The sequence below is a fragment of the Streptomyces sp. JJ38 genome (genome assembly GCF_019303475.1).
In the GTDB taxonomy this organism is placed as follows: domain Bacteria; phylum Actinomycetota; class Actinomycetes; order Streptomycetales; family Streptomycetaceae; genus Streptomyces.
This window is the reverse complement of record NZ_JABLSI010000004.1, coordinates 124,423-136,599: the sequence shown is the minus strand read 5'-3', so window position 1 is coordinate 136,599 and position 12,177 is coordinate 124,423. Positions and strand designations below refer to the sequence as shown.

The window sequence follows — 12,177 nt, the reverse complement described above, 5'->3', positions numbered from 1 at the left end:
GAGGGGGGCGACGGAGCCCCCTCCCGTCAGGGGCTGCCGAAACGGCGGCGCAGTTCGCGCTTCAGTACCTTGTGGCTGGGGCCGAGCGGGTAGGAGTCGACGAACTCGACGCGGCGCGGGTACTTGTGCCGGGCCAGCCGCTGCTTCGACCAGGCGATGACCTCCTCGGCGGAGGGCGCGGCCGCCGCGTCCTTGTCGGCGATGAGGACGGCACAGACCTCCTCGCCGTGCAGCGGGTCCGGCACCCCGATGACGGCGGCCTCGGCGACGGCCGGGTGGCGCAGCAGGACCTCCTCGACCTCGCGCGGGTAGACGTTGAACCCGCCGCGGATGACGAGGTCCTTGGTGCGGTCGACGATGGAGACGAAACCGTCCGCGTCCTTGCGGCCGAGGTCGCCGGTGCGGAACCAGCCGTCCGTGAGCGCCTCCGCCGTGGCCTCGGGACGGTCCAGGTAGCCGGAGAAGACGTTGTGCCCGCGCACGACGATCTCGCCGAGTTCGCCGGCCGGCACGAGCGCGACGCGGTCCGTCACCTCCGGCCGGGCGATCTCGACGTCCACGCCCCAGACCGGATGCCCCACGGTTCCGGCCCGGGCCCCGAACGCCGGCTGGTTGACAGAGGCCGTCGGTGAGGTCTCGGACAGTCCGTACCCCTCGTACACCACCGTGCCGAAGGAGTCCTCGAACGCCTCCAGCACCGGCGGCGGCAGCGAGGCGCCACCGGACACGCACAGCCGCAGCCGGGGCAGCGTCCCGGCCTCGCGGGCGGCTTCCAGCAGCCGCGTGTACATGGTGGGGACGCCGTGGAAGGTGTTGACGTTCTCGCGGACCATCAGCTCGATGGCCGTCGCGCCGTCGAAGCGCGGCAGAAGCACCAGGGCGGCTCCGGCCCGCCAGGTGGAGTTCATGCTCACGGTCTGTCCGAAGGTGTGGAACAGCGGCAGGGCCCCCAGGGCCACGTCGTCGGGTCGGACGTGGTTGGCGTCGAAGGCGTTGACCGTCGCGTTCATCACCAGGTTGAGGTGGCTGAGCACGGCGCCCTTCGGCGTGCCGGTGGTGCCGCTGGTGTAGAAGACGACCGCCGGGTCCTCGGGGCCGCGGGCGACGTAGGTCGGCAGCGGCGGGGCGGTGGCCGCGAGGTCCTCCAGCCGTCCGTCGCAGCAGGGCAGTTCGGCTCGCGGACCCACCGTCACCGTCCGCACTCCGGCCTCGGCCGCGGCCTGGAGGCCGGTCTCGGCCAGTGCCGTGTGGCACAGCAGCAGTTCGGCGCCGCTGTCGCGCAGGACGTGCGCGGCCTCCTGCGCGGTGAGGAGCAGATGGACGGGGACGACCACGCCTCCCGCGGCCAGGATGGCGTAGTAGGCGCGGGGGAACTCCGCGGTGTTGGGCGCCATGAGGGCGACCCTGGCGCCGGGCCGGATGCCCAGCCGCGTCAGCGTGGCCGCCTGGCGGCGGGCCTGATGCCACATCTCGGCGAAGGTGAGCCGCACGTCGCCCTCCACGAGCGCGGTGCGGTGCGGGTGGTACCGGGCGGACTCGGCCAGGATGGCGGCCAGGGACAGGGTGGACACGTGGCGGTCTCCGGTGCGCCGGGGCGGGCGGCCCGGCGGGGGCCGCCCGCCGAGCGGGTGGATGGTCGGTAACACGGGGAGGGGCGTCCCGGCGCCCGCGTCAGGACACCGGACGGACGTCGGGGATGCCGTCGGCGGGCGGGGCGTCCTGCGCGGCCGAGTCCTCCTCCCTGACCGGCTCGTCACCGATGTCGGTGACGAGCACCGGAGTGAGCGGCTCGCCCTTGCCGTCTTCGAGCCGGATCACCTGCATGCCGGAGATGCCCAGGTGGCTGTCCTCCGAGTAGCGGAACGGCGCCAGCGCGGGACCCTCGAGCTCCTGGCCCACCGTCTCCAGGGCCCTCGCGATCCCTTCGCGGGTGGGGTTCTCCCCGGCCGCCTGGAGGGCCTGCACGAAGGTGTAGGCCTGGGACATGCCGTAGATGCGGTAGCTGGTCAGCTCGCCCTCGCCACCGTGCTCCTTCCACACCTTCCGCCACAGCTTCACCCACGCGTTGTCCGGGGCGTCGGTGCCGGGGATGTACTCGGTGGTCAGCACGTCGTCGAGCAGGACGGCGCTGTTCTCGACCTTCCCCTTGGAGAACCGGGCCAGCAGGGAGCCGACGAGGGCGGGGTCGGAGCCGACGCTGCTGTAGAACCAGGTGGGCTCGTAGTTGAGCTTCATGGCGGCGAGTTGGGTCAGCGCCGTGTACGACGGCACGTTGAAGCCGATCACGAGGTCGACGTCGGCGGCCTGGAGAGCGGCGAGCTGCGGGGCCACGTCGGTGTTGCCCGGGGTGTAGGTCACCGACTCGACGACCTGGCCGCCGAGGTACCTGCGGGCCCCGGCCGCGCCGTCCCGGCCCAGGTCGTCGTCCTGGAGGAACAGGCCGACGCGCGCGTCCGGCATGTTCTCCGCCACCCACTTGCCGATGATCTTTCCTTCGACCTGGTAGTCCGGCTGCCAGCCGAAGGTCCACGGCCGCTTCTTCGGGTCGTCGCCCCACTGGAGGGAGCCGCTGGAGACCAGCAGGTCCGGGACCTGCTCGGCGTTGAGAAAGTCGACGACGGCGCTGTGCGTGGGGGTGCCGAGGCCGCCCACCACGGCGAAGACCTCCTCCTGGAGCACCAGTTCGTTGGTCACGGTGCTGGTGTTCGTCGGGTTGTAGCCGTCGTCCTTGACGAGGTACTCGATCTTCCGGCCGTTCACCCCGCCGTGGGCGTTGACGTAGTCGTAGTAGGCCTGGTGGCCGCTGGGGATCTCGCTGTAGCCGGGGGCGGCGACGCCCGTCAGGGGAAAGTGCCCGCCGATCTTGATGGTGTCCTCGGTGATCCCGGTACCGGACGCGGGCCCCGGCGACCCCTCGTCCGGCCGCCCACCCGCCCCGCATGCCGCGAGCAGGGCCGTCGCGGTGAGAACGGCGAGGAGCGACGTCGCGCGCTGGGTCGGTCTTCTCATCGTGGTGCCTCCTGTGTGGTTCGGGCGGCGCGGAAGCCGCCGCCCGGAGGATGGAGCGTCAGGCCGACTGCCGACGCCGTCGCCAGGCCGCGCGGACGGTGCCGGTGAGACCGGCCGGCGCGGCGAGCGTCACGCCGATCAGGGTGAGTCCGTAGACGAGCGGGGCGAGTTCGGCCGCGCGCAGGTCGGAGAGCCCGGCGTTCACGCCGAGGTCGGCGACGAGCTGGGGCAGGAACGTCAGCAGCGCCGAACCGATCAGGGCGCCGGTCAGACTGCCGAGTCCGCCGAGTACGACGGCACTCAGCAGCACGAGCGAGAGCGTGAGGGTGAACCCGCTCGGCGCCGTGACGCGCACCGCCATGGCCATGACGGCGCCGGCCAGTCCCGCACAGGCCGTGCTCACCACGAAGGCCAGCACCCGGGCCCGGCCGAGGTGGATTCCGGCGAGCTCCGCGGCCACCTCGTCGTCCCGCACCGCCCGCCACAGCCGGCCCACCCGCCCGCGCGCCAGGTTGGCCAGCAGCACGTACGTGCCGATGAGACACACCCAGCCGAGATAGGCGACATAGCCGGTCGACGTCAGCTCGCTGCCGGTCACGAAGTAGGCGGCGTCCCGCACCCACACCGGGATCTCGGGCACGGCGACGCCCAGCCCCTGCTCGCCGCCGAGCCCGTCGAAGTACACGGCGGTGGCCGGCACCGCGACGGCGAGCGCGAGGGTGGCCCCGGCGACGTAGGGGCCGTGCAGCCGGGCCGCCGCGACGCCCACGACGGCCCCCGCCGCCAGCGCGGTGAGCACGGCGAGGGCCAGCACGGCGGGCAGCGGCAGCACGGGGCCCTCGGCGGGGAGCAGCAGCGCCGCGGTGTAGGCGCCGACCGCCATGAACGCGCCGTGGCCCAGGGAGAGCTGGCCGCTCAGCCCCGTCAGCACGGTCAGTCCGCCGGCCGCGATGCCGAGGTAGGCCATGGTCGCGAACTGGGTCGTGCGGAACGCGCCGCTGGACTCGAGCACGACGACGACCAGGCAGAGCCCGAGCCCCGCGAGGAGCAGATGGCGCGGCAGGACGGACGACGCCCACCGGGCGCGCCACGGGGCCGGGCGCCGGTCTGGGCGGGCGGCCGGCGGCGTGGCGGCCGGGGCCTCGGGAGTGGACGAGGTGGTCGTCATGGTCAGACCCTCCGTTCCGCGACGTGGGAGAACAGGCCGCCGGGCCGCAGCAGCAGGACGGCGACGAGGATGGCGAGCGCGGCGAGCGGCACGAGCTCGGAGCCGGCGTAGCCGCTGACCGCGCTCAGGGCGAGGCCCAGCAGCACGCCGCCGACGACGGACCCGACGGGACTGTCCAGCCCGCCGAGCACCGCAGCGACGAAGCCGTAGACCACGACGGAGTCCATGTAGGCCGGGTGGACGAGGTTCCCGCCGGCGATGAGCAGTCCGGACAGTGAGCCGACGAGGGCGGCCAGCGCCCAGCCGAGGGTGAGCATGCGGCCGACCCGTACCCCCAGCAGCCGGGCGACCTCCTGGTTGAACGCCGCGGCCCGCATCTTCAGCCCGATGTCGGTGCCGCGGAACAGCGCCACGAGAAGGCCCATCACGACCAGCACGGCGATGACGGTGAAGACGCCGAAGCCGGTGATCGCGAGCGAGGTGTCGCCGACGCTCAGGCCCCGCAGACCGAACGGAGCCGGGAACGAGCGGTAGCGGGAGCCGAACACGAGGGCCGCCAGCGAGTGGAGCACGATGAACAGGCCGAGGGTCACGATGACCGCGTTGATCTGCGGTCCTCCCTCGACGGGACGCACCACGACGCGTTCGACGACGGCGCCCAGGACCAGCCCGCAGGCCAGGGCGGCGGCGAACCCGAGCCAGTACGAGTGGCCCGCGTCCACGATCACCAGCGCGATGTAGGTGGTGACCATGGCCATGGGCGCCTGGGCGAAGTTCACGATCCGCGTCGAACGCCAGATCAGGCACAGCGCCAGGGCGAAGGCCGCGTAGACCGCGCCGAGCGTCAGCCCGGACAGGGCGGTGGTGAGGAGTTGCTGCACGGGTTCTCCCGGGGTCAGAAGCCGAGGTAGGCGTGGCGGAGCTGCTCGTCGGCGGCGAGCGCGGCGGCCTCGTCCCGGGCGACGACCCGGCCGAGGCCCAGCACGACGCCGACGTCCGCGATGGACAGCGCGCTGCGGGCGTTCTGCTCCACCAGCACGACCGTCAGCCCCTCCTCCGCCACCAGGGACCTGAGCAGTGCGAAGATCTGCGCCACGATCCGCGGCGCGAGCCCGAGCGAGGGCTCGTCCAGCAGGAGCACCGTGGGCGTGGCCATGAGGGCCCGGCCGATGACCAGCATCTGCCGCTCACCCCCCGACAGGACGTGCGCCCGGGCGTCGGAACGCTCGCCGAGTACGGGGAAGAGCGAGAGGACGCGCCCGACGTCGGCCGGCCGCGAGCGGTCGGCCCGGTGCAGGCCGCCGAGCCGGAGGTTCTCCTCCACGGTCAGTTCGCCGATCACACCGCGCCCCTCGGGGACGTGGGCGAGCCCCAGGGACGGCATGTCCTCCGCGGACGAGCGGGTGATGTCGTGGCCGTCCAGCAGCACCTGCCCGCGTTCCGGCCGGACCAGGCCCGAGACGGTCCGCAGCAGCGTCGTCTTCCCCGCGCCGTTGGCGCCGAGCACGGCCGTGACCTTGCCGCGCGGGGCGGTGAAGGACACCCCGTCCAGCGCGGTGACGGCGCCGTAGCGGGTGGTCAGATCGCGTACCTCGAACATCATCGGACCTCCGTCCGCGCGCTGCCACGGCTGACCTCGGCGCTTGGATCCGGTGTCGACAGCCGACCGTGCTCGGGCCCTCGTTCCTCGGGCCCTCCGCGCGCGCTCCCTTTCGACACCGGCGCTTCCTCGCCGAGGTAGGCGGCGACGACCGCGGGATCACGGCGCACCTCCTCGGGCCCGCCCCGGGCGATGACCCGGCCGAAGTCGAGCACCGTGATGTCGTCGCACACGCTCATCACCAGATCCATGTGGTGCTCCACGAGCAGCACCGCCATCCGGTCGCTCAGCCCCCGGATCAGCGCGCCCAGCTCGTCGATCTCGTCGTTGGACAGACCCCCCGCGGGCTCGTCGAGCAGCAGCAGCTCCGGCTCTCCCACCAGGGCCCGGGCCAGCGCGACGCGTTTGCGGACGGGGTACGGCAGGCTCCCCGGCAGGCGTCGCGCGTACCGCTCGATGCCGAGTTCCGCCAGGACGTCGCGTGCCCGCGAGGCCAGCGCCGCCTCGTCCCGGGGGCCACGTCGCGCACCGAGCAGGGCGGAGAGGAACCCGGCCCGCGCGTGCCGGTCCGCGCCGACCATGACGTTCTCCAGCACCGTCATCCGGTCGAACAGGCCCAGGCCCTGCAGCGTGCGCCCGATGCCCAGCCGGGCGAGCCGGTGCGGGCGCAGCCCCGCCAGCTCCGCCCCCTTCCAGCACAGCGTTCCGGCGTCCGGTCGCACGAACCCGCAGGCCACGTTGAACAGGGTCGTCTTCCCGGCGCCGTTGGGACCGATCACCCCGAGCACCTGCCGCGGAGCCACGTCGAGTGACACCTCCGACAGGGCCCGGACGCCGCCGAAGCGCACGCAGATCCCGGACATCGAGAACACCGACCGCGCGGGGTCGCCGGGCCGGACCGTCGGCTCCGGTACGGGTCCGCTCATGGGAGCCCCCTGTCTCGCCCCGGCGGGGCTCGTCGTCGGATGGGATGCCGAACACCCTGGTCGCTGAGCACAGAAACGGACATGGGCGGAGCGCACAGATCTGCTGGTGCGCACCGCCCTACGCATGGCGCGAGGGGTGGTGGTGCTTGTGCGCTCCGTGCGATCCTCACGGGCATGGGCACGATGGCTCCCCCTCCCGCCTCCGACGAGGACGAGGCGCTGCGACGCGACATCGAACGCGCGTGGGCGTCGCTGCTGCCGCATGCCGACGCCATCGCCGACAACATCACGCTCACGCTGTTGGCCAAGGACTGGTACGCGGGCGCGGGGGCCGAGCTGCGGGCCGAGATCCGGGCCAGCACGCGGGAGAACATCCGCCGGGGCATCCGGACGATGGCCGGGCTCGCCGAGGACGACGAGCGGGCCGTCCATCTGTGGCGGGAGACCGGCCGGCGCCGGGCCCGGCAGGGCGTTCCGATGGAGCAGGTCCTCAGCGCCTACAGCATCGGCACCCGGGTGCTGTGGGAGGCCCTGCTCGCCCAGCGGGGCCAGCCCGGCCTCGGCGTCGACGACCGGACGCTGCTCATCGCCGGCCAGCGCATCTGGTGGGCCCTGGACGTCCAGAACACCACCCTGGTCGAGTCCTATCGCAAGGAGAGCGCCCGCCTCCAGCGCCGGGACCGCCAGCGCCAGCAGCGGCTGCTCGACGGGCTGGTCGAGGGGCGGGGAGCGGACCCGGCCTTCGCGGCCGAGGCCCGTGACGTGCTCGGCATCGCCACCGGCGATCCCGTGGCCTGCGTCGTCGCCTGCTTCGACGGCACTGTGGACGAGCCGATCCGCGGCGCCGAGGAACGCCTCGAACGGCTCGGCGCCACGTCGTACTGGCACGTCCGCGGCGACGTCCACGTCGGCCTCGTCGCGACGGCGGTCCTGGGTGTCGACGGGCTCGTCCGGGCACTGCGCCCCGCCGCCGCGGGCCGCGCCGTGGTCGCGGCCTCGGCGGACGGCCTGGCGGGCTTCGCCCTCGCCTACCGGCTCGCCGCCGGTGCCGCCGACACGATGCCCCGGGGCCGGGCGGAGGTCATCTCCGTCACCGAACGCCTCCCCGAGGTGCTGCTCGGCGCGTCCCCGGAGGTGACGGCCCTCCTGCTGGAGGAGACGGTCGCCCCGCTCCTGGCACAGCCGCCGCAGCAGGCCGCCGTCCTGCTCGACACGCTACGGGCCCTCATCGCCCACCACGGGTCTCCCACACACGCGGCGGAGCAGCTGTTCTGCCACCGCAACACGGTCATCTACCGGCTGCGGCAGATCGAGCAGCTGACGGGCCGCAGCCTCCAGGACCCCCGGGACCGGCTGCTGCTCGCCCTCGGCGAGCTGGCCGCCCCGCCCCGCCCGGCCGCCGGAGTGCCGAACCAGGGCTACGCCGTGTCCGGCGGGTCGGCCTGACCCGCCCGGCCGCCTAGGCGAGGCGGTGCAGGTCGGCGGGTGTGTCGATGTCCGCCTGGTCGGCCACGTCGGCGCACTCGACCAGGGCGAGCCGCGCCGCGTGCTGGCGCAGGTAGCGTCGCGCGCCCCGGTCGCCGCGCGCGTCGGCCGCCACGCCCTCCCAGTGCGCCGAGCCGAGGAGCACCGGGTGGCCCCGCCGCCCTCCGTACGCCGCCGCGGCGAGCGAGGCGGGCCCCGCGCACGCCTCCCGGACCCGGGCGACCGCCCGCGCCCCCACGCCCGGCTGGTCCACGAGCGCGACGACGACACCCTCCGCCCCGGTCGCGTCCCCGGCGAGCGCGCGCAGGCCGACGCGCAGCGAGGAGCCCATGCCCTCCTCCCACTCCGGGTTGTCGAGCACCACGCAGCCCTCCAGCCCGGCCGTCTCCCGCACCCGGTCCCGGGCGGCTCCCAGCACCACGTACACCGGCGCGCAGCCGCCCTCCCGCAGCACCCGTGCCGCGTGCTCCACCAGCGGCCGCCCCCGGTGGGGCAGCAGCGCCTTCGGGCGGCCGCCGAGCCGCCGTCCACCGCCCGCCGCCAGCAGCAGTCCGGCGACGCGGCCCGTGCCGCCGTCCCTGTCGGTTCGCTCCTCCATGCTCCTGACCCTACGGAGCGTCTGCGTGTCCGCCCGCCGCCCTGCCCGCACCATGGGACACATGACGGCGACCACCCCCGCACCGAGCTCCACCGCACCGTCCCCGGACACCAACCCCGCCGACCCGCGCTTCTGGCAGCTCCCGCAGAGCCGGCAGCGCGAGGCGTTCGCCCGGCTCCGGCGGCTGGACGCGCCCGTCCACTGCCCCGGCCCCTCGGGCAGGGGCTTCTACGCCCTCGTCAAGCACGCGGACGTCGTCGAGGCCAGCCGCAGCCCCCGCCTGTTCGCCAGCGCCCCCGGCGTCACCACCCCCGAACCGGCCCGCTGGGTCCGCGCCCTGTTCGGCGAGTCGATGGTCAACCTGGACGACCCCCAGCACGCCCGGCTGCGCCGCACCGTCTCGCGGGCCTTCACCCCGCGCGTCCTGGCCGCTGCGGAGGCCGACATCCGCGCCCTGTCCGTCCGCATCGTCGACGACATGATCGCCGAGCGCCCCGAGGACTTCGTCACCGCCGTCGCCTCTCGGCTGCCGTTCGAGGTCATCTGCAACATGATGGGCGTGCCCGAGCGGTACCGCCCGGAGATCCTCGCCCGCGTCAACCACGCCTCGGAGCACATCGGCGTCGCCCGCACCCGGTTGCGGGTGCCCGGGAAGGGGCTGCGCGCGCTCGCCCGCATGCAGCGCATGATCGCCGCCCTGGCCCGGGACCGGCGCCGCCACCCCGCCGACGACCTCGTCACGGCGCTCGTCCACGCCGACGTCGACGGGCAGGCGCTGGGCGTCCGCCAGCTCGGCGCCTTCTTCTCCCTGCTCATGGTCGCCGGGGTGGAGACGACCCGCAACGCCCTCGCCCACGGCCTCGCCCTGCTCACCGAGCACCCGGAGCAACGAGCGCTGCTCGCCGCCGACTTCGACGGCTGGATCGAGGGCGCCGTCGAGGAGATCGTGCGCCACTCCACCCCCATCATCCAGTTCCGTCGCACCGTCGCCGCGCCCTGCCGGCTGGGCGGGCGGGACTTCCGGCCCGGGGAGAAGGTCGTCCTCTTCTTCGCCTCCGCCAACCGGGATGAGGCGGTCTTCGCCGACCCCGACGCCTTCGACATCACCCGCAGCCCCAACCCCCACCTCGGCTACGGCGGCGGGGGCCCGCACTACTGCCTGGGCGCCCACCTGGCCAAGCGGGAGATGGCCGCCCTCTTCCGCGAACTCCTCACCCGCACCCCGGACATCCGGGCCACCGCGCCGCCCGTCCTCGCGCCCTCCAGCTTCGACAACCGCGTCCGCGCCCTGCCCTTCGCCTTCGGCCGGCGGTCCTTGAAGGGCGCGGTGAGCGCGCGTACACAGGAGGGGACATCGACGGGGAACGACGAGGAGGACCGGTGACGGAACCAGCGGTGAGTCCGGCGGCGGCCACGTTCGACGCGATCGGCATCGACTACGAGCGGGCCTTCGGGCATCTCCCGGAGCGGCGGGCGGCGGTGGAGTGGCTCGTCGAGCGGCTGCCCGAGGGCGCCGCGGTGCTGGACGTCGGCAGCGGCACCGGCCGCCCGGTGGCCGAGCTGCTGGCCGCGGCCGGGTGCCGGGTCACCGGCATCGACGTGTCCGGCACGATGGTCGAGCTGGCCCGCGCCCAGGTGCCGGGGGCCCGCTTCGAGCAACGGGACGTGCGCGACCATCGGGCCGAACCCGGCAGTCTCGACGCGGTGTGCGCCTTCTTTTCCTTCCTCCAGATGGACCGCGCCGACATCGACGCCTCGCTCGCCCGCATCGCCGACTGGCTGGCCCCCGGCGGCTACCTCGTCATGGCCACCGTCCCCGGGGACGTCGAGGGCCTCGACATCGTTTTCATGGACCACCCGGTCTCCGTCACCAGCTACCCCACGGAGGAGTACCTGCGGCGGCTGGAGCACGCGGGGCTGGAGGTCCTGCACCACGCCGAGACGTCGTTCCGGCCCGCGGCCGAGAGCGCCGTCTCCGAGGACCACCTGTTCTGCTTCGCCCGCCGGCCGGCGGTCTGACCTCGGCGGGGCGCGTCCACCGCACCGTTCGCTGGCCGGAATTCGCTTTGCGTATGGACTGATGAGCGGAGAGTGGCGTTTACTGGGTCACCCGCTTCCCGCGTCCGACCACCGCGGGGGCGCCAGTCCAGCCTGCTTCCGCCTGGGGGCACAGACGTTGCGAGGCGATCGGATGGAACCGGCAGCGGTGCGGCAGCGCGAGCAGCACCCCGTCGAGACCGTCGCGGCGGCGGCGGACCCACGCACCGCGGCCCTGCGGTCAGCCGTCGTGCGGGCGCGCCGCGCGCTGGCGGCACACCCGGGGCGGCTGGCCGACCGGGAGGTCGCCGACGAGCAGCTGGCCCGGCTGGAGGCCATGGCCGCGGAGGGCGCCGTGGACGTGCCCGCGCTGCGGCAGGGGCTGCTGCAGGTCGTGGGGGCGCTCGGTTCGCTCAGCGCGCTGGCCGACGCCGTGCGGGAGCTGCGCGAGGCCGTCCTCCTGTTCGGCGAGCCGGTGCGGCGGCGCTGAGGTCAGCCGCCGTTGCCGTTGACGGGCGCGGTGCTGGCCAGCGCGTCCGAGAGCTCCCGGGCGACCTCCTGGAGCAGCGGCACGATCGTGGTCGTCGCCGTGTCGGTGACCCGGCCCGCGGGGCCGGAGATGGAGATCGCGGCGGAGGTGGGGGAGTCCGGCACGGGGACGGCGATGCAGCGGACGCCGATCTCCTGCTCGTTGTCGTCGAGGGCGTAGCCGCGCTTGCGGGTCAGTTCCAGGGCCTCCAGGAAGCCCTCGGGGGTCGTGATGGTGCGCTCGGTGGCGGCGGGCATGCCGGTGCGGCCGAGCAGGGCGCGCACGTCCTCGGGCTCGTGGCCGACCAGGAGGGCCTTGCCCACGCCCGTCGAGTGCGGCAGGACGCGGCGGCCGACCTCGGTGAACATGCGCATGGAGTGCCGGGAGGGGACCTGGGCGACGTACACCACCTCGTCGCCGTCCAGGAGGGCCATGTTCGCCGTCTCGCCGGTCTCCTCCACGAGGCGGGCGAGGTAGGGCCGGGCCCAGGTGCCCAGCAGCCGGGACGCGCTCTCGCCGAGCCTGATGAGCCGGGGGCCGAGGGCGTAGCGGCGGTTGGGCTGCTGCCGGACGTAGCCGCAGGCGACCAGGGTCCGCATGAGGCGGTGGATGGTCGGCAGGGGCAGGCCGCTGCTGCCGGACAGCTCGCTCAGTCCGACCTCGCCCCCGGCGTCGGCCATCCGCTCCAGCAGATCGAAGGCACGTTCGAGGGACTGGACGCCCCCGGTGGCCGCGGGGGCGGAAGTGGTCTTGCGCTCGGACGGCGGCACGTCGCGTTTCCTTTCGGCCGGATGGGGCGCATGCTACCGGGCGCGGCGGCTCGGG

At 74.2% G+C, this 12,177-nt stretch carries 12 protein-coding genes; 4 read left to right on the top strand and 8 right to left on the bottom strand.

Features of this window, described 5'->3' with window-relative positions; all coding sequences use genetic code 11:
- Positions 1–26: 26 nt before the first annotated feature.
- The 6 genes from HPT28_RS03290 to HPT28_RS03265 form a co-directional block, all read right to left on the bottom strand.
- Positions 27–1,571 carry a long-chain fatty acid--CoA ligase gene (locus HPT28_RS03290; protein WP_219089005.1) on the bottom strand — a complete coding sequence of 515 codons (1,545 nt, stop codon included), beginning with the start codon at positions 1,569–1,571 and terminating at the stop codon, positions 27–29.
- 100 nt (positions 1,572–1,671) lie between these two features.
- Positions 1,672–3,009, bottom strand: coding sequence for an ABC transporter substrate-binding protein (locus HPT28_RS03285; protein ID WP_219089004.1), 1,338 nt, complete (start codon positions 3,007–3,009; stop codon positions 1,672–1,674).
- Positions 3,010–3,067: 58 nt separating this feature from the next.
- The gene (locus tag HPT28_RS03280) at positions 3,068–4,177 is read right to left on the bottom strand and encodes a branched-chain amino acid ABC transporter permease (RefSeq protein WP_219089002.1); all 1,110 of its coding nucleotides are present in this window, start codon (positions 4,175–4,177) and stop codon (positions 3,068–3,070) included.
- A gap of 2 nt (positions 4,178–4,179) precedes the next feature.
- Positions 4,180–5,058 (bottom strand): branched-chain amino acid ABC transporter permease, encoded by an 879-nt coding sequence (locus HPT28_RS03275; protein ID WP_308119054.1) that lies wholly within the window; start codon positions 5,056–5,058, stop codon positions 4,180–4,182.
- A gap of 14 nt (positions 5,059–5,072) precedes the next feature.
- On the bottom strand, positions 5,073–5,780 hold the full coding sequence (locus HPT28_RS03270) for an ABC transporter ATP-binding protein (protein ID WP_257577965.1): 708 nt from the start codon (positions 5,778–5,780) through the stop codon (positions 5,073–5,075).
- Positions 5,777–6,703, bottom strand: a complete 927-nt coding sequence (locus HPT28_RS03265) for an ABC transporter ATP-binding protein (RefSeq protein WP_219089000.1) — start codon at positions 6,701–6,703, stop codon at positions 5,777–5,779. Before HPT28_RS03265 ends, HPT28_RS03270 begins: the two co-directional genes overlap by 4 nt.
- 174 nt (positions 6,704–6,877) lie before the next feature.
- Here HPT28_RS03265 and HPT28_RS03260 point away from each other — a divergent pair, with 174 nt between their 5' ends.
- Entirely contained in the window at positions 6,878–8,149 is a 1,272-nt protein-coding gene (locus tag HPT28_RS03260; RefSeq protein WP_219088998.1) for a CdaR family transcriptional regulator, read from the top strand.
- A gap of 13 nt (positions 8,150–8,162) precedes the next feature.
- Here HPT28_RS03260 and HPT28_RS03255 read toward each other — a convergent pair whose 3' ends face one another.
- Positions 8,163–8,786 carry an NTP transferase domain-containing protein gene (locus HPT28_RS03255; RefSeq protein ID WP_219088996.1) on the bottom strand — a complete coding sequence of 208 codons (624 nt, stop codon included), beginning with the start codon at positions 8,784–8,786 and terminating at the stop codon, positions 8,163–8,165.
- A gap of 61 nt (positions 8,787–8,847) precedes the next feature.
- Between HPT28_RS03255 and HPT28_RS03250 the strand changes: the two genes are divergently transcribed.
- From HPT28_RS03250 to HPT28_RS03240, 3 genes are all read left to right on the top strand, one after another.
- The gene (locus HPT28_RS03250) at positions 8,848–10,170 is read left to right on the top strand and encodes a cytochrome P450 (protein ID WP_219088994.1); all 1,323 of its coding nucleotides are present in this window, start codon (positions 8,848–8,850) and stop codon (positions 10,168–10,170) included.
- Complete coding sequence (locus tag HPT28_RS03245) at positions 10,167–10,805, top strand: bifunctional 2-polyprenyl-6-hydroxyphenol methylase/3-demethylubiquinol 3-O-methyltransferase UbiG (RefSeq protein ID WP_219088992.1); 639 nt, start codon at positions 10,167–10,169, stop codon at positions 10,803–10,805. The genes HPT28_RS03250 and HPT28_RS03245 overlap by 4 nt, the downstream gene beginning before the upstream one ends.
- Positions 10,806–10,977: 172 nt before the next feature.
- The gene (locus tag HPT28_RS03240; protein WP_219088990.1) at positions 10,978–11,313 is read left to right on the top strand and encodes a DUF5955 family protein; all 336 of its coding nucleotides are present in this window, start codon (positions 10,978–10,980) and stop codon (positions 11,311–11,313) included.
- Positions 11,314–11,315: 2 nt separating this feature from the next.
- Here HPT28_RS03240 and HPT28_RS03235 read toward each other — a convergent pair whose 3' ends face one another.
- On the bottom strand, positions 11,316–12,122 hold the full coding sequence (locus tag HPT28_RS03235; RefSeq protein ID WP_219088988.1) for an IclR family transcriptional regulator: 807 nt from the start codon (positions 12,120–12,122) through the stop codon (positions 11,316–11,318).
- Positions 12,123–12,177 lie beyond the last annotated feature (55 nt).